The organism is Konateibacter massiliensis, assembly GCF_900184995.1.
Taxonomy (GTDB): domain Bacteria; phylum Bacillota; class Clostridia; order Lachnospirales; family Lachnospiraceae; genus Lachnotalea; species Lachnotalea massiliensis.
Map to the genome: position 1 here is coordinate 2,846,931 of NZ_LT860099.1, position 18,350 is coordinate 2,865,280.

Below are 18,350 nucleotides of genomic sequence, written 5' to 3' on the forward strand. Positions count from 1 at the left end.
AATGGAATTAGGTAAGCAAAAATATATCAGCACATTTTTTCGATATTTTGTATTAATTTTGGTTGGTCTTATCATGGTGTATCCACTTATCTGGATGCTTGGTGCGACCTTTAAGAGTAATAATGAAATCTTCAGCGGAATTGGTTTTATACCGGCAAATCCTACACTGGATGGATATAAAGCAGCTATGAAGAGCTACGGCGGTGATATTAACCTGATTAAATCTATGGTGAATACATATTCCTATGTTATTCCGAAGGTTGTATTTACGGTAATCTCCGCGACAATTACAGCATACGGTTTTGGAAGATTTAAGTTTAAAGGCAGAGATTTGTTGTTTGCACTTTTAATGTCAACTTTGTTCTTGCCACAGGTAGTATTGAATGTTCCACAGTATATTTTATTTAACAACTTTGGTTGGGTAGACTCTAGTTTATACTTACCAATCATCGTGCCTACACTGTTTGCAACAGATACGTATTTTGTATTCATGCTTATTCAGTTCCTTCGAAATGTTCCGAAAGAGTTGGAGGAAGCGGCTAAGATTGACGGATGTAATGTTGTGCAGACATTATGGAAAATTATTGTACCAATGTTAAAGCCTGCGATGGTGTCTTGTGCATTATTCCAGTTTATGTGGTCATCAAATGACTTTATGGGACCATTGCTTTATGTATCCACACCGGCAAAATATCCTGCAGCTATCTTCGTTAAGCTTTCCATGGACGCAGATACGGGATTTGATTGGAACCGAGTACTTGCTACTTCATTGATTTCCATCGTTCCTTCACTTGTTGTGTTCTTTATGGCTCAGAGTACTTTCGTTGACGGTATTTCAGCAGGCGGTGTAAAGGGTTAATGAATAAGAAGGTGGGAGCTTGGCTCACACTTTGCGCTCAATAAGAGAATAGTATTAGATTACAGAAATATATAGAAAAAAAGAAGATGGGATGTAGCAAGTGCTATGTCCCATTTTGTCAAAAATAGTGTGAAATATTAAAATTAATTTAGTAAAACATAATTCTTGTGATATAATTTACTGGGAGTTATTTACGTCAAAATATTTATTTAGCAGGTGGAAAAGTATGAAGCTTAATTTATTAATGAAAACAGCACGAAGCATATCGTTTGAAATAGAAGACGGAGGCATTGTTTTCACAGATCGGGAGTATGTGATTTGTGTCAACGGAGAAAAGCCGGAAGTTACAAATAAGGTTGTAAACAGCGTATTTAACTTAACTCCGAATACCCCATACAAGCTGGAAGTGAAGGGGAGAGAGGAAGCTGAAATACTGGAATTTACGACAGATTATGAGTTTGTCACTTTGAACGTAAAGGACATGGGAGCAAAGGGAGATGGTGTAAGTGATGATACCGGCTTTATTCAGGCGGCAATCATGGCTTGCCCTGCAAACAGCAGAGTCCTTATTCCGGAAGGAACCTACAAGGTCACGAGTCTCTTTTTGAAAAGTGATATCAATATTGAGCTTGCCAAAAATGCAGTTATCTCAGCCGAAACAGACAGGGACAAATTTCCGAAGCTAGAGGGCTTGATTGAGAGCTATGATGAGACAGACGAGTATAATCTAGGCACATGGGAGGGAAATCCGCTTCCGATGTTTGCGGGGATCGTGACCGGTATCAATGCTAAGAATATTACCCTATATGGTGAGGGTGTGATTGACGGTAATGCAAGCTATGATAATTGGTGGTATAATGCAAAGGTGATGAGAGGAGCTTTTCGTCCCAGAATGCTGTTCTTGAACCATTGTGAGCAGGTTAGCATACAGGGAATTAAGTTTCAAAACAGCCCGTCATGGAACATTCATCCGTATTTCAGCAATGATTTGAAATTCATTGATTTAAAGGTAGAAAATCCACAGGATTCTCCGAATACGGACGGCTTGGATCCGGAATCCTGTAAAAACGTATCGATTATCGGCGTACAGTTTTCCTTGGGAGACGATTGTATTGCGGTTAAGTCGGGGAAAATTTATATGGGAAGAAAGCATAAGACACCGTCAGAGAATATTTTGATTAAGCAATGTCTGATGCAGAACGGGCATGGTGCTGTCACAATCGGAAGCGAGATGGCAGGAGGCGTTAAAAACCTGACTGTTCGTGACTGCCGTTTTGTGAATACAGACAGAGGGCTTAGAATTAAGACAAGACGAGGCAGAGGAAAAGATGCCATCATTGATGGAATTGTTTTTGAAAATATTTTGATGGACCATGTCATGTCACCGCTTGTATTGAATTGCTTTTATTTCTGCGATCCCGATGGACATACGAAATATGTATGGACGAAAGAGGTGCTTCCGGTAGATGAGAGGACACCGCAGATTAAAAAATTATCCTTCCGAAATATCAAGTGCAAAAACTGCCATGTGGCAGCGGCATATTTTTACGGTCTGCCGGAGCAAAAGATTGAGGAGATAGAGCTTAAGGATATTTCTTTTGAATTTGCAGACAATTGTAAAAAGGATGTTCCGGAAATGCTGGATGGAATTGAACCGTGCAGCAGGATGGGAGTATATGCGAATAATATTGACAAACTGGTTATTCAGAATGTAGAAGTAAAAGGTCAGGATGGAGAGCCGTTTATACTTGAAAATATTGTAAACGTTAATCAATTAGAGAAAAATTAGGAGGAAGGTTTATGCAGTTAGGAATAAGATTACATGATGCAGTCGAACTGCCGTTGGAGGAAAGACTTGCAAATATAAACAAACAGGGATTTAAGTGTGCGCATGTGGCACTCAAGAAGGTGATTTCCGAGTACTCAGCAGAAAATACTGCTTTAACTCCGGGACTTGCGATGTATCTTAAAAATTTATTTGCAAAAAACAACATTGATGTGGCGGTATTGGGATGCTATCTAAATCTTGCCACACCGGATGAGGCGGAGCTTAAAAAGACAGTGGAGACCTATATGGCAAATATCCGTTTTGCTTCTATTTTAGGATGTGGTGTGGTCGGAACAGAAACCGGTGCACCAAATACAGAGTATAAGCCGGTGCCGGAATGCAGAAGTGAGGAAGCTCTTCAGACTTTTATCACAAACTTGAAACCAATTGTAGAATATGCAGAAAAGATGGGAGTCATCGTGGCGATTGAGCCGGTATTAAGGCATATTGTATACAGTCCGAAGAGAGCGCGTCAAGTTTTGGATGCGATACAGTCTCCAAATCTTCAGATTATACTGGACCCTGTCAACCTGCTTGGTATGGAGAATTATGAAAATAGAGAGGCTGTTATAGCCGAAGCAATTGAGTTGCTGGGGGAAGCGACGGCAGTTGTTCATATCAAGGATTTTGTTGTAGGGGAAGATGATTTGGTTTCGATTGCAGCAGGTACAGGAATTATGAATTACGAGAATTTACTTCGTTTTATGAAGAAGGATAAACCATATATACATGCAACCTTGGAGGACACCAATCCGGAAAATGCGGTAAAGGCAAGAAAGTATATTCAGGAAATATGGGACAATCTATAAAACGGAAATGGCTGTCTAAATAAAAATCAGGTAGGAGAATGGGAATGGCAGTTACAATAAAGGATATAGCAAAAAAAGCAGGAGTTTCTTATTCCACCGTGTCGAGAGCTTTAAACGGCGGAGAAAATGTCAAATCGGAAAAGAAAGAATTGATTATGAAGATTGCCAAGGAGGACGGCTATGTTCCCAATCAGGCGGCGATTAATCTGAAGCTTTCGAAAGCGCATACGTTAGGTTTGTTTTTCTCGACTATCAGCAAAGAAACCTCTCCATATGTACTTCATGATGTGGTATCAGGCATATATTCGGCAATTGGCAGTCAATACAGCGTCATTGTCAAAGGTATTGATATGCAGGAGGAGAATACCTTAAATCCAGCCATATTTGACGGACTTATTATACTGAGCCAGCGGACAAGTGATTCTGCTTTCATAGAGGAAGCGATTGCAAAGAAAATACCGTTGGTTGTAATCAACCGCCCTGTTTATTATGGGGTGTCAAATGTCTTGACAGATGAGGCACAGGGAATGAAAAAAGCAATGGAATTTTTGCTGGATAATGGACATAGAAACATTGCAATTATTGAATCAACTCAGACGCTGGACTCCACGAGAGCCAGGCATAGAGGGTGGGTTCAGGCTGTAGAATACTGCGGATTAGACCCAAAGAGTATGCCAATTGCGGTCGGAAATTACCGTTTCAACAGCGGTTATCTGGCAGCCAAAGAGCTGCTGGTACATAAGCCAACCGCAATTCTATGCTTCAACGATGAGATGGCGCACGGTGCGAGAAAGGCGATTTTGGAGGCAGGCTTGTCAGTGCCGGAGGATGTTTCCTTAGTCGGTTTTGATAATCTGGATGCTTCCAGATTCTCGGATATGCAGCTAACCACGGTGGAGAGAAACATGCTTAAGATTGCACAGACAGGAACCGAAGTGTTGTTAAAAAAGATTGAGGAGGGAGATACCTCCTGTGAGCGCATTTACCTTGATACCCAGTTGATTATACGAGATACGGTAAAGGATATCCGCGCAGGAAAGGCAGAATAGTTACCAGCAAGCCTTTAACTTAATATTGTAAGATAAAATAAGCCTATCAGAAAGATTGGAGAGAAATAGCTCTTTGCCTCTTTCAAATATAGGCTTTTTTTGCTGTGACAGTTCAGCCATGCAGAAATGATTACGCAAAATTTATCGTAAGTGCTTGCACTTTAAGAAAATTTTGCGTAATTATTTCTATAGGGCGAACGCCCTACATGAATAATGTGCCAATCATTTAGTAAGATACTTGGCGTATTTGCATATTCTGGCACATTATGAATGGCATGATTGAATGGCTGCTTTGCATTAACAATAGTAAGATGGAAGTATTGTAAATGAAGAGCCAATAAGGTAAGATGAGTGGTAAGGAAATGCAAAAAGGAGAGTTTTGATTATGAAGCGGAATAAAGGGATAATTATATTGCTGTTGGCGTGTCTGATGGTAGCGGGATGTGGGCAGAGTGACTTTGATGCGGTTCAGGGAAATAAGGTGGAGAGTGAACAGGAAAGAAATGCAGAGAATCAGCAGGAGAGTACCTCAGCAGATGAAACGGCAACGGAACAAGAGCAAGAGAAGTCTTCCTCCAAAGCAGTACAAGATGTGACTTGGGAGGATGAAGTCCAACCAAATGCGAAAGAGGCAGAGGAACAAGAGACAGAAGAACAAAAGGCAGAAGACCAAATGCAAGATACTGAGAGCACACAGATATCAGAGGCAGCAGGGCAGAACGATAGCGAAGCGGAGGCGACAAGTGATATGGAGACGAAAATTCTTGTATATAAGGCAGACAGAAAGCTCGAGCTATGGCAAAACGGGGAGCTGGCCGAAACCTATCCCATCGGACTTGGAAAAAAGCCGGAGGGAAAAAAGGAAAAAGAGGGAGATAAAAAGACACCGGAGGGAGAATATTATGTTTGTGCGAGGAACCAATACAGCAAGTTTTACCTGTCTTTGGGAGTGTCTTACCCGAATATAGAAGATGCGAAGGCGGGGCTTGAAAGCGGATTGATTGATCAGAGCACCTACGACAAAATTGAGAGTGCAATTTTAAACGGGGAATGTCCTCCGTGGAATACGGCACTTGGCGGCGAAATTATGATACACGGACATGGCAGCAGCAATGATTGGACATTAGGCTGCATTGCGGTGGAGGATGAGGTAATGGACGTACTGTGGGAGTCTTGTGCAGTCGGAACCCGGATTGTTATTTACCCATAAATGGCTCTAAAGTTATCTTGACGGAAGATATAATAAATGATAAAATGTTTTTAGAAAACACATCATATAGTGTTTGTGAATAAAAACAACACAAAATATAGTATATATAACGAAAAAGATAAAATTATCAGAAGTGAGGGATGTCGCGATGGTTGTAGTCAAAAAGGACGGTACAAAGGAAGAATTTAATATACAAAAGGTGGTAGTTGCAGTCAATAAATCTGCCTACAGAGCCTTGATTAAGTTTACCGATGAAGAATTGGGCTTTATTTGCAAATTTGTCGAAGAAAAAGCGGATGCGATGGGATTGGAGGAAATACAAATATCCCAGATGCATAATATTGTTGAAAGCGCCTTGGAAAGGGTAAATCGCACCGTTGCCCAGAGCTACCGCGACTATCGAAATTATAAGCAGGATTTCGTTCATATGTTGGACGAGGTATATAAAAAGAGTCAGTCTATTATGTACATTGGCGATAAAGAGAATTCCAACACGGACAGTGCACTGGTATCGACCAAACGAAGCCTGATTTTTAATCAGTTAAACAAAGAGCTGTATCAGAAGTTTTTTATGACGACAGAGGAAATTCAAGCATGCAGGGACGGATATTTGTATGTGCATGATATGTCAGCAAGAAGAGACACGATGAACTGCTGTCTGTTCGATGTAAAATCAGTTTTGGAGGGCGGCTTTGAGATGGGAAATCTCTGGTACAACGAGCCCAAGACCTTAAATGTAGCATTTGACGTTATCGGTGATATTGTCTTAAGTGCTGCAAGTCAGCAGTATGGCGGCTTCACCGTGCCAAGTGCGGATTTGATTTTAGAGCCTTATGCAGAAAAATCCTTTGATATGTTCACCCAGAAATATATGAGAATGGGATTGAGCCAGGAAGCGGCGGAAAAAGAAGCATGGGCGGATGTTTTAAATGATTTTGAGCAGGGCTTCCAAGGTTGGGAATACAAGTTTAACACGGTGGCTTCGAGCCGTGGCGACTATCCGTTTATCACTGTTACAGTCGGAACAGGAAGAGGCAGATTTGCAAAGCTTGCAAGTGTTACGATGCTCAAGGTGAGAAAAAACGGCCAGGGTAAGAAAAACTGTAAAAAGCCGGTACTTTTTCCTAAAATCGTATTTCTATATGATGAGAATCTTCACGGGGAAGGCAAAGAGCTGGAGGATGTATTTGAGGCAGGAGTGGAATGCTCTTCCAAGACGATGTATCCGGATTGGCTGAGCCTGACCGGAGAAGGCTATATTGCCAGCATGTACAAAAAATATGGCGAAATTATCAGCCCGATGGGATGCCGCGCATTTCTTTCTCCTTGGTACAAGGAGGGCGGAATGGAGCCGAAGGATGAGAATGACAGACCGGTATTTGTCGGTCGCTTTAACATCGGTGTAGTGAGCCTGCATCTGCCGATGATTTATGCAAGGGCGAAGCAGGAGAGCAAGGAATTTTATCAGGTGCTTGACTACTATCTAGAGCTGATTCGAAACCTGCATTTGAGAACCTATGACTATTTAGGAGAGATGAAGGCTTCCACGAATCCGCTTGCTTACTGCGAGGGCGGCTTCTACTGCGGACATCTTGATATTCATGATAAAATTAAACCGATTTTAAAAACAGCAACGGCTTCCTTTGGCATTACGGCATTGAATGAATTGCAGCAGCTCCACAATAAGAAATCGCTTGTGGAGGATGGGCAGTTTGCGTTGGAGGTACTGGAGCATATCAATAAGAAAATTGATGAGTTTAAAAAGGCAGACGGTAGATTGTATGCGATATATGCAACTCCGGCAGAGAATTTATGCGGTCTTCAGGTGCAGCAGTTCCGCAAGAAATACGGAATTGTGGAAAATGTATCGGACAGAGAATATGTAAGCAACGGCTTCCACTGTCACGTTACGGAAGAGATCACACCGATTGAAAAACAGGATAAGGAATATCGTTTCTGGGAACTGTCAAACGGTGGGAAAATACAATATGTGAAATATCCGATTAACTACAACACAGAGGCAATCAGAACCTTGATTCGCCGCGCTATGGCAATGGGTTTTTACGAGGGTGTCAATCTGTCATTGGCTTACTGTGATGATTGCGGACATCAGGAGCTTGAGATGGATGTTTGCCCGAAGTGCGGAAGCAAAAACCTGACGAAGATTGACCGAATGAATGGATACCTCTCCTATTCCAGAGTAAAAGGTGATACGAGGCTCAATGATGCGAAAATGGCTGAAATTGCAGAAAGAAAATCTATGTAGCCAGGATTGGTAATCACTAAAGCGGAGGTATGGGATGAACTATCATAATATTACAAAAGACGATATGTTAAACGGCGACGGGCTGCGAGTTGTTTTGTGGACGGCAGGATGCAGTCATGGCTGTAAGGGCTGCCATAATCCCATCACATGGGATGCCAATGGAGGACTTTTGTTTGACGAGGCGGCAAAAAAAGAAATATTTGCGGAGCTTGACAAAAACTATATATCAGGTATTACATTTAGCGGAGGAGACCCCCTGCATGAGAATAACAGGGAAGCGGTCAGGGAGCTTGCAGAGGAAATCAAAGCAAAGTATCCGAAGAAAACAATATGGCTCTATACAGGCTATGAGTGGGATGCAATCAAGGATTGGGGCATTGTAAAGAGTTTGGATGTAGTAGTAGACGGTAAATTTGAATTAGACAAAAGGGATGAACAACTTCACTGGAAAGGAAGCGCGAACCAGAAAGTTATTGATGTAAAGAAAACACGAGAGAGCGGGCAGATTATACTGCATGACAGAATGGAGAGACGATGAAAGACATAAGAATCAAATATTTTACAGAGGAAATCGAAAAGGTTGAAAAAATTGCAAAGGGTGATTGGATTGATCTTAGAGCAGCAGAGAAAGTACAACTGAAGGCGGGAGAATTTAAGCTAATTCCTCTTGGAGTAGCAATGGAACTTCCAAAGGGCTATGAGGCGCATATCGTGCCGAGAAGCTCAACTTATAAGAATTTTGGCGTGATTCAGACCAATTCCATGGGCGTTGTGGACGAGACCTATTGCGGTGACAATGATCAATGGTATTTTCCGGCATATGCCCTCCGGGATACCGTTATCGAGGTAAATGACCGAATTTGCCAGTTCCGTATTATGGAACATCAGCCAGACATTGAGTTTAACATCGTGGAAGCTTTGGGAAATGATGATAGAGGCGGAATAGGAAGTACAGGAAAGAATTAGTTAACGAGAATGAGGACGACTGCCGAGAGGTGGTCGTTTTTTTGATATCAGGAGGAAAGTTTTTTGAATTTCTTATGATATCAGAAACTATTTGTGTGCACTTCGAAGAGAAGAGGTAGTTGCTTCGTCTAAAGGATATATGCCGCTGCACCGACTTCGCTTGGTACGAGAATATGCTAGGCATATTCTTTTCTTTAGTGTATTAATAAAACTGTGGATATAGCCGAAATATACCTATATAAGAATGTACGGGAATAATTTGGGCATTTGAGGGAGACAGCAAGGCACAAGGAGTGAAAGGTTTGGTTCCAAGGATGGAGCAGGAGGAAGAGTTATGAATATAACAAGTATGAAGGCAGTGATAACAGGAAGCTATGGAAAGATACAAAAAAATATAAGCAGCACGACAAAAAAGAGCGGAAGCATTACGATAAAGAGGAGCTTTAACCCTGCACGGGCATTGGCACAGCTTGCAAATGCCAGAACGAAGTCGCAGGTAAGTGCCATAGAGCGTACCCTAAGAGCACAGATACCGGCAATGAAAAACCAGGAGGGCGGCGAGCAGGCGGTCCGACAGATGAAATATGTCATTCAAAAAGCAAATATGAAGCGTCAAGCCCTGACCAGAGAGCAGACGATTGAAAATAACCGAAAGATTGCGAAGAGCGCGAATAATAGGAGACAAGAGGCAAAATTGGAGAGGGAGCTGAACCGTAAGAGAAATAGCCGTATGAGGAAAGAGGTCGTGGATGCTCTGAATGCACCGGGGGTATTTCGTAAGAATGAAAGAGATGGTGACAGTGTTGGAACGCAGGGGAATGCAGGTGTGACAACGAATGTGGGGATAGATGTGGTGTGTGATGGATTTGGAGTGAGCGATGCGGGTGCCGGAAGTGTTGTGGGGGGCTCGGTGGATGCTTTGTTGTAGGGGGGGAATAAGTAGATAGGGTAGTAAAAAGACCAAAATCTGACTATGGTAGATTTTGGTCTTTTTTGATAATGGGTTCCAGTATGGGACGACTTGTGTAATAAAGTATAAAACATTTAAAGCTACGTTTTACATTCCAATTTGGAGATAAACATAAACTGGGGTAAAAAATAATTATAATAGTGCAAATCTAGTTTAATATATTTTAGACATTCTTGCAAATAAAAAATTAAAAAAAAAATATTTATTAAACACCACGTAGATTTATATGTTTAATATAATATTAAATTATGATAAAATAGTATTGACAAATAATGGAGATTAATATAAAATGATGCTAAGAAAGGGGGGATATAAAATGAAATTTTGTTTAGATTTTTATTTACAAGGAAATTATTTACACAAAGATTTCAGAAAATGTATTGCCAGCTTCTTCAAGAAGAGTCTAACAGAAGCGAATGAAGGTAAATATTTTGACAGATTTTACAAAGATACTTGCCAAAAGAACTATACGTGGCATTTAGTAATGCACCAACCTCAATATAAGAAAGATCAAATAATATTGGGTGATAATGAAATCAAGCTTATTGTATCAACAGACAATGTAGATGGAACGGGGTTTATATTGTACTCAGCGTTTATGGGGCAGAAGCATAAAGAATTTCCGTTACCAAATTCAAATTCTATGGTATTAAAAAATGTTAGCCAACTAAAAGAAAGAATTATTACAAAAGAAAAAGCTTTATTCAAAACCGCTGTGGGAAGCCCCGTTTGTATTCGTGAGCACAATAGAGAAACGAACAAGGACAGATATTATAGCGTTGTTGATAATGAATTTTCAGCAGTGACAACGGAGGCACTTAAAAGGCAGGCGAAGGAAGCGGGATTTTTAGAAGAAGATGTAGAGCAGATCAAATTTATACCGATTCAGTGCAAAAAGATTGTGGTAGAACATTATGCTTGCTACATTGATGCAACAGTTGGAATGTTTGAACTGCATGGACCTTCTCTGCTACTTCAGCATTTTTATCAAAATGGAATCGGTTCTCGTCGTTCAATAGGATTCGGAATGATTCAGGTGGCAGATTAAAATTGTTAGGAAGGAGGAGTGACTTTGAATGGTAAAAAAGGAAAGTTTAATTCAAAATTGGAAGCTGCAGATTGGCGAACTTCGGCGGCATTGCTAGGACTTGTTAGGTATTTAAAGGATCAACGAAAAGAATATTATTATCATGAAAATACTGATGAAATAGAAGAAGCCGAAGATGATGTACTTTATTATAACAAGGAAGATATTACGGAAGAAGGATTTCTAAAGTTTGTTGAGTACTATTTTTCAGAAGATATGCACCATATGGAAATTTTAAAAAGGCTAAAACGAGAAGAGTTTTCAGAGGAAGAGATTAAGGCAATTAACGAGAAGCTAACCGCAAATACCGTTTTAAAAAAAGTATATGGAAAAATTAAGTTTGATGGAAAGAATGTTGAGCTGATTAAACAGTTATTAGAAGAGAATAGAGCTATTATTATCAAAGAAACATTTAGAAATAAGAGTAATCTATATAAAAACTTCTGTAATCCTAATCAGTTGTTAAATGAAGCGCAGACGATTTGCCGATTGAACGGATATTATATTGATTCAGGGAAAAAAGGAAAATCAATAGGATATCAGTTTGACATGAACTCATTTGTGGGACAAGATAATGCGCTATATGATTTTGTTCCAGCGGGCTTTACAATTGGAAGGGAAGCACTGTTTATCAATGATAACTCAACAATTGAAGATTTAATTGGAACGAATGAGCGATTGAAAAAATATGTGAAGGAAGCGTATGTTGATGATAAAACAGGAAACAAAGATGTACGTAGAGCATTTTTTAAAGCGTTAATTGAAGCAGCTGATTTTATTGACTATGATGTTGAGGTTATATTAAAAGATAGGGAAAAGGACTTTTTTGAAACATTATATGTAAGAAAGAGTAGCATAAGGATATTCAGGAAAATAAAGAATTACTCTATATTCTGCATTTCTATTAAGGTAACAGACGATTATTATATCAATGTGAACGAAAAGGTAACAGACTCTATTCTTAATATGTTATTGCTGGATGATTTTATCGATTGGCTTCTAAAAAATAATTTAAATGAAGAAGGACGATATCGATATTTAGTAGATAACCTATTAACTGTAAACATACTTATCAGACAGGAGATTATGCAAAATAATAAATTAGAGGGAGGTAATGGCCAAATGAATAAAGGAATGAATAGTGCTTATGCAAGTGCGAAGGAAATCGTTGCTAAACTACCGGACAATAAAGTTTCAAGTTATCGGAACAAGTTAACCAGTGCATTGGTATTTAAGGATTATAACCGGTTTTGTGAGATTTTGTTACAATTAGGTAATTATGCAGATATGCAGTTTGATTTTGCATATGGTTTGTTTGAGGATTTTGAGGGAAATAGAGATATAGCATGTGCTTTTATTAATTCATTGTACAAGAACGAAGAGAGAACAAAATTAAGAGATGTAGAAAAGGGAGGAATTTAATATGGGAAAAAATGCATTAACTTTAACGGCTGTGGCTAATATGACATCAAACTATTCAGAAAATTTGGGAAATGTATCGAGTGTACAAAAAGTGTTTCGCAATGGCAAGACTTATAGTATGAGAAGTAGAGAGAGCTTAAAAAATGCAATTATGGTTCAAAGTGGTATGTATGATGATTTGCAGACACAGGTGGATGGAGCAACACAGAAATTGGTAAATGAAGAAGTGAATGTATCAAACAACCGTGCATTAGAAGGTGGATATATGAGCACAAAAGGGAATACATATATACGAAAAAGCTCGTTTTATCTGACGGATGCAGTTTCTTGTGAAAGCTTTGTAAATGAGAGTAGATTTCACAATAATTTATATTTGGCAAGTAATTATGCAGCCTCCAATAAGATAAACCTCCAAGCCAATGCCAAGGAAACAGGGTTGATGCCATATCAATATGAATATGATAAGTCACTAAAAGTTTATAGTATTACAATTGATTTGCAGATGATAGGTAAGGATAATAATTTTGAAGCAGAGGAAGCTTCATCAGAAGAAAAGGCGATTAGAGTAAATAGTATTTTGACTGCGATAGAAAATCTATCATTGATAGTAAAGGGGAATCTGGACAATGCGGAGCCGTTATTCATAGTAGGTGGATTGTCAGAAAGGAAGACGCATTATTTTGAAAATCTTGTAAGAGTTAAAGAAAACAAGGTGGAGGTTTCGGAAGATTTAATCAAAAGGAAAGAGGAGGGCTTTCAGGCAGGACTTCTCAAGGGGATGAATTTTGAAAACGAGAATGAAATTATTCAAAAATTAAATCCTATAGCAATGCCTCAGTTTTTTGAAGTACTAAAAAAACAGATAAATGAGTATTACGGCTGCTAAATCAAGAATTGGAAAGGAGGCAGCTAATGAGAGCATTGAGAATAATTTTGCACCAAAACAGTGCAAATTACCGAAAAGAAGAAACAATATATAATAAAATGACATATCCATTACCACCCTTATCTACGATTATTGGTGCATTACATGGAATTTGCGGGTATACAGACTATCATGAAATGGATATTAGCGTTCAGGGAAGGTATGGTTCTATGCATAGGGAATCATATACGGATTATTGCTTTCTAAATTCGATAATGGACGATAGGGGTAAATTGGTGAAAATGAATAATGCAAGCATGCTTTCAACGAGTTATCAAAGGGTTGCGGATGCATTAAAGCCCCAAGGAAATAGCTTTGCAAATGAAACTACTGTTTTGGTGCATAATAGAGAACTATTAACAGAATACCAGCAGCTAAAAAAGCTTGCAGTATCAATTGATCAATTTAAGAAGGAAAGAATAGAGCCTGTATTAGGTTTGATAAAGAAAAGAAAGGCGAACTTATCTATTAAGAAGAAGCAATTTAAAAGAGGGACAATAGAATTTGAACGTCTTACAGCTAGGGAACAGGAGATTAAAAATCTAGAAAAAGAGATTAATTCTAGGTTAAAGACATATAAAGAAGAAAATTATGAAAAGCCAATTTCAAATTTTCGTTCTTTAACGACTTCTCTGAAATATTATGAAGTATTGGATGATGTTAATTTAATCATCCATGTCAAAGCAGAAGATGACATTTTGGAGGATATTCTTGATAATATTTATGAGTTAAAAGCTTTAGGAAGAAGTGAGGACTTTGTTTCAGTTGGAGAAGCAAAAATGGTGGAGTTAAGTGATGAACTTAGGGAGGAAGAAGAAGTAAGTAAGTATGCCGGATATTATGATTTAAACCTTATTCTTTCAAACCAAAATAAGATTTTTACAAAAGATGGAGAAAAACGAAAAATAATTGGAACAAAATACCTTATAAACAAAAAATATGATAAGCCGGAAGGGAGACGGATATTTAAAAAAGTAAAGGTGTTATATGCATCGGAAGTTGCGATATATGATACGACAAATAATTTGTACATGGATTATGATGGGGAAGAGACATATATTGTTAACTTTTTGTAATAGGATTAGGGTGCCAAAGAAACCGAAGTTGAAAGTTTGACACCCTAATCATAATAGTAAAAGAACAGAAGATAAGAGAGGGGCATAAATAATATGGATTGGGATAAGTATAACGCAAAGTCTAACAAAACAATTGCGAGACATAGCAGGGATCTAATAGAGCGATTAGAAATTATAAGAGCGCTTGGCTTAATTCCGAATGAGTATATATATAATATGACAAAGGAAGCTTGCTTGCGTCACGATTGCGGCAAAGTAAATGAACCTTTTCAGATTAGAGTTAATTCAGAAAAAGAAATCAAAATGATGAGGGAGAAAGAAATACCACATAATGTACTTTCTATGCTGTTTATTAATCCGAAAGATTACGAAAAGCCAATGGATTATTATAGAATGCTTTATGTGGTGGGATATCATCATAATTATTGTAAAGATGTATTCCAAGTATTAAGCGAAGAAAAAACGCTGGTAGATGAATTAATGGAACCATTTCAAAATGAAATTTATGAAATTAGGCGGTTTCGAGATGTTAGGAATAAGGTGTTTGATGTAGAAAAAAGGGCTGAACCAAATACAGTATGGATTAAAGGACTATTACATAAATGCGATTATAGTGCCAGTGCAGAGACAGTTGTAGAATACAAAAACGATTTTCTAAAAGAATGTCTTCAAAAATTTAAGGAGACAAAACAGCAAAGTAATCAAGAGAATGGTCTGCCGACATTTGAATGGAAAAAACTACAAAAGGATTGTATGGATAAAACAGAAGAGAATATTATTGTGGTTGCACAGACCGGAATGGGAAAAACAGAAGCGGGGCTACATTGGATAGGTGATAATAAAGGTTTTTTTGTATTACCCGTTCGAACAGCAATCAATTCTATGTATGACCGGATTAATGAGGAAATCATATGTAAAAAGGATACAGTTCATCGATTGGCGTTATTACATTCTGATACAAGGGAATATTATTTGAAAAATGAAAATAATATTTGGGAAAAAAATGAGAATATCAATGAGCACGAGGACAGCGATTTAATCGAATACGCTAAACGAAGCAGAGAGCTTTCAATGCCTCTAACAGTATGCACAATGGATCAGATATTTGACTGTGCTTTTCGATATCCAGGATATGAAATGAAATTGGTTACCTTAGCATATTCTAAAATTGTTATAGATGAGATTCAAATGTATGAGCCAAGAGTATTAGCGTGCCTTATTTATGGACTACAGTTAATACATAAAATGGGAGGAAAATTTGCTATTATAACGGCTACCTTGCCACCTTATATACTAAACATGTTAGATTTCTTGCAAATCGAAGTGAAAGAATATATTGATGATGAGGTAAAAAGACATAAGGTGAAGCTTTTAGAAAAAGAAATAAATGCAGAAGACATATATAATCAGTTTCTTAAAAACAAAAGTGCAGGAAAAAGCAATAAAATTTTAGTGGTATGTAATACCATAATGAAAGCTCAGGAATTGTATAATGAGTTGAAGGATAGGATGGGAAATGATGAAAAAATAAATGTATTGCATTCCCGATTTATTAAGGGGGAAAGAATTGAACTGGAAGAAGCAATCAGGAAATTCGGAAAGAGTGTAGATGAAAAGGGAAATGTGCACGTAGGAGAGGGAATCTGGATCTCTACTTCATTGGTAGAAGCTAGTTTGGATATTGACTTTGACTATTTATTTACTGAATTGCAAGAATTGTCATCTCTGCTTCAAAGATTGGGAAGATGTAATCGCCAAGGGCTAAAACCGATTGAAGAAGTCAATTGCTTTATTTACTGCAAAAAGGGAAGGGGCATTTACGACGAGGATATGTTTGAGATATCTAAGAAGGCTTTACTTGGAATAGAGGATATCATGGAAGGTCGTTATTTGAGTGAAAGCGAAAAAATGGAGTTAATTAACAAGACATATACGGTAGAAACAGTTGATGAGACTGGATTTATAAAAAAATATAATGAGGTTTTTGATGAACTTAAAGTTATTGCAGCAGAAAGTAAAAGCGATGCAAAAATAAGGGATATTTTTTCCGTCGATATTATGCCAAGCCCTATTTACGAAAAGAACAAAGAGAAAATAGACGAAACGCTAACAGAGTTAAAGAACACTAAGTCAGGTAGTGTGGAACATGTGAGACTTATAAGTGAAATAAGAGACATGTGTGTCTCAATACCTTATGGTTACTACGCTGCGTATATAAAAGCAATAAAAGCTGGGAAGGCAGACAAATTAATAGATATTAAGTTAAATAAATATGAAGCCATACCTGTTATGGAATGCCATTATGGAGATGATAAAAAAGGATTTTATCAAAAAAAATTCGACACCCAAAATCTTTCAGCATATATGTTGTAGGAGGTGCTTATGGAGAAACAAATCACAGGTGTCATGGTATATTACTATGCAGTGTGTAAGAGAAAGCTCTGGTATTTTTACCATGAAGTCACAATGGAACACGATAACGAGAATGTGCAGATAGGTAAAATAATTGATGAGGGGACATACTTGCGTGATGATAAACATATCAATATTGACAATGTTATAAATATTGATTTTATTAGAAGCAAGAAAGTACTTCACGAAATAAAAAAGAGCAATAAAATAGAGGAGGCATCTATTTTACAGGTCAAATATTATTTGGATTATTTAAAGCAAAGAGGTGTTGAGGTAACAGCAAAAATTGATTATCCGTTATTGAAAAAAACAATAGAAGTTGTTTTAAACGATGATGATATTGTGGAACTTGAAGCAGTTCTCTTAGAAATTCAAAATGTTGTCAGCCATGAATGTCCGCCGACTATAAACAAAAAAAGTATCTGTAAAAAGTGCGCTTATCATGACTTGTGCTACATATAGAACGGAGGAGAATATGAAGAGAAGTTTATATGTCTTTAATAATGGAGCAATGAAACGAAAAGACAATACATTAAGATTTACAGACGAATCGGATAATAGCAGGGATATTCCGATTGAGAATATAGGCGAAGTGTATATTATGTCGGAAACAAATTTTAATACAAGTCTGATAAATATCTTTTCACAGTATGGAGTAGTAGTGCATTTTTTCAATTATTATAGCTTTTACATTGGAAGCTTCTATCCGCGGGAAAGATTGGTCTCAGGTGATCTTCTGGTAAAGCAGGTAGAGGCTTACTCGAATAATGAAGCAAGAATGATAATTGCAAAGAAGTTTATAGAAGGGGCAGCAGACAATATTTATCGAAATCTGAGATACTATAACGGGAGAGGAAAATCCCTTCAGGGAGTTATGAATGAGATTGATAATTTACGTTCCCAGATCTCTTCATGTACAAGCATACAAGAGTTGATGGGATATGAAGGAAATATTCGTAAAAAATATTATGCTGCATGGAATGAAATTGTCAATCAGGACATCGACTTTAAAAAGCGCGTAAAAAATCCACCTGATAATATGATTAATACATTAATATCTTATGTAAACACACTGATTTATACGAAAGTATTGGCAGAAATTTATCAGACTCAGTTAAATCCAACAATTAGTTATCTGCATGAGCCAGGAACAAGGAGATTTTCACTTTGTCTTGATATTGCGGAAATATTTAAGCCGATTATTGGAGACAGACTGATATTTTCATTGTTGAATAAAAATCAGATTAACGAAAAAAGTTTTACAAAAGAATTGAATTATTTGCACTTAACCAAGGAAGCCTCTAAGTTGATTGCGGCAGAGCTTGATGCAAGGCTTCAAACAACAATCAATCATAAGGATTTGAATAAACAGGTATCCTACCAATATTTAATGAGGCTTGAATGCTATAAAATAGTAAAGCATTTGGTAGGCGAAAAGGAGTATGAACCCTTTAAGATATGGTGGTAGACA

At 37.8% G+C, this 18,350-nt stretch carries 16 protein-coding genes; all 16 read left to right on the forward strand.

Annotated elements, in window-relative coordinates:
* Nucleotide 1 precedes the first annotated feature (1 nt).
* The 16 genes from CTY48_RS18605 to cas1b all read left to right on the forward strand — a co-directional run bounded on the left by CTY48_RS18605 (nucleotide 2) and on the right by cas1b (nucleotide 18,347).
* Nucleotides 2-859 carry a carbohydrate ABC transporter permease gene (locus tag CTY48_RS18605; RefSeq protein ID WP_099469941.1) on the forward strand — a complete coding sequence of 286 codons (858 nt, stop codon included), beginning with the start codon at nucleotides 2-4 and terminating at the stop codon, nucleotides 857-859.
* 226 nt (nucleotides 860-1,085) lie between these two features.
* Nucleotides 1,086-2,648 (forward strand): glycoside hydrolase family 28 protein, encoded by a 1,563-nt coding sequence (locus tag CTY48_RS18610; protein WP_099469942.1) that lies wholly within the window; start codon nucleotides 1,086-1,088, stop codon nucleotides 2,646-2,648.
* 11 nt (nucleotides 2,649-2,659) lie between these two features.
* Complete coding sequence (locus tag CTY48_RS18615) at nucleotides 2,660-3,496, forward strand: sugar phosphate isomerase/epimerase family protein (protein WP_099469943.1); 837 nt, start codon at nucleotides 2,660-2,662, stop codon at nucleotides 3,494-3,496.
* A gap of 44 nt (nucleotides 3,497-3,540) precedes the next feature.
* Complete coding sequence (locus CTY48_RS18620; RefSeq protein WP_099469944.1) at nucleotides 3,541-4,545, forward strand: LacI family DNA-binding transcriptional regulator; 1,005 nt, start codon at nucleotides 3,541-3,543, stop codon at nucleotides 4,543-4,545.
* A gap of 385 nt (nucleotides 4,546-4,930) precedes the next feature.
* On the forward strand, nucleotides 4,931-5,755 hold the full coding sequence (locus CTY48_RS18625; RefSeq protein ID WP_099469945.1) for a L,D-transpeptidase family protein: 825 nt from the start codon (nucleotides 4,931-4,933) through the stop codon (nucleotides 5,753-5,755).
* Nucleotides 5,756-5,903: 148 nt separating this feature from the next.
* Nucleotides 5,904-8,021: an anaerobic ribonucleoside-triphosphate reductase gene (nrdD, locus tag CTY48_RS18630; RefSeq protein ID WP_180272782.1), complete on the forward strand. Its 2,118-nt coding sequence runs from the start codon at nucleotides 5,904-5,906 to the stop codon at nucleotides 8,019-8,021.
* A 34-nt stretch (nucleotides 8,022-8,055) separates the two neighbouring features.
* Nucleotides 8,056-8,559 carry an anaerobic ribonucleoside-triphosphate reductase activating protein gene (nrdG, locus tag CTY48_RS18635; RefSeq protein WP_099469947.1) on the forward strand — a complete coding sequence of 168 codons (504 nt, stop codon included), beginning with the start codon at nucleotides 8,056-8,058 and terminating at the stop codon, nucleotides 8,557-8,559.
* Nucleotides 8,556-8,987, forward strand: a complete 432-nt coding sequence (locus CTY48_RS18640; protein WP_099469948.1) for a dUTP diphosphatase — start codon at nucleotides 8,556-8,558, stop codon at nucleotides 8,985-8,987. Before nrdG ends, CTY48_RS18640 begins: the two co-directional genes overlap by 4 nt.
* 334 nt (nucleotides 8,988-9,321) lie before the next feature.
* Entirely contained in the window at nucleotides 9,322-9,915 is a 594-nt protein-coding gene (locus CTY48_RS18645; RefSeq protein ID WP_099469949.1) for a hypothetical protein, read from the forward strand.
* A 358-nt stretch (nucleotides 9,916-10,273) separates the two neighbouring features.
* Nucleotides 10,274-11,005, forward strand: coding sequence for a CRISPR-associated endoribonuclease Cas6 (cas6, locus tag CTY48_RS18650; protein ID WP_180272783.1), 732 nt, complete (start codon nucleotides 10,274-10,276; stop codon nucleotides 11,003-11,005).
* A 24-nt stretch (nucleotides 11,006-11,029) separates the two neighbouring features.
* Nucleotides 11,030-12,466, forward strand: a complete 1,437-nt coding sequence (gene cas8a1 / locus CTY48_RS18655) for a type I CRISPR-associated protein Cas8a1/Csx8 (RefSeq protein WP_236355027.1) — start codon at nucleotides 11,030-11,032, stop codon at nucleotides 12,464-12,466.
* A gap of 1 nt (nucleotide 12,467) precedes the next feature.
* Complete coding sequence (gene cas7i / locus CTY48_RS18660; protein WP_099469952.1) at nucleotides 12,468-13,352, forward strand: type I-B CRISPR-associated protein Cas7/Cst2/DevR; 885 nt, start codon at nucleotides 12,468-12,470, stop codon at nucleotides 13,350-13,352.
* Nucleotides 13,353-13,378: 26 nt separating this feature from the next.
* A complete protein-coding gene (gene cas5 / locus CTY48_RS18665) occupies nucleotides 13,379-14,467 on the forward strand; it encodes a CRISPR-associated protein Cas5 (RefSeq protein ID WP_099469953.1) in 1,089 nt (362 codons plus the stop codon).
* A 93-nt stretch (nucleotides 14,468-14,560) separates the two neighbouring features.
* Nucleotides 14,561-16,840 (forward strand): CRISPR-associated helicase/endonuclease Cas3, encoded by a 2,280-nt coding sequence (locus CTY48_RS18670; protein ID WP_099469954.1) that lies wholly within the window; start codon nucleotides 14,561-14,563, stop codon nucleotides 16,838-16,840.
* 9 nt (nucleotides 16,841-16,849) lie between these two features.
* Entirely contained in the window at nucleotides 16,850-17,341 is a 492-nt protein-coding gene (gene cas4, locus CTY48_RS18675) for a CRISPR-associated protein Cas4 (protein ID WP_099469955.1), read from the forward strand.
* Nucleotides 17,342-17,354: 13 nt separating this feature from the next.
* On the forward strand, nucleotides 17,355-18,347 hold the full coding sequence (gene cas1b / locus CTY48_RS18680) for a type I-B CRISPR-associated endonuclease Cas1b (RefSeq protein WP_099469956.1): 993 nt from the start codon (nucleotides 17,355-17,357) through the stop codon (nucleotides 18,345-18,347).
* Nucleotides 18,348-18,350: the final 3 nt, after the last annotated feature.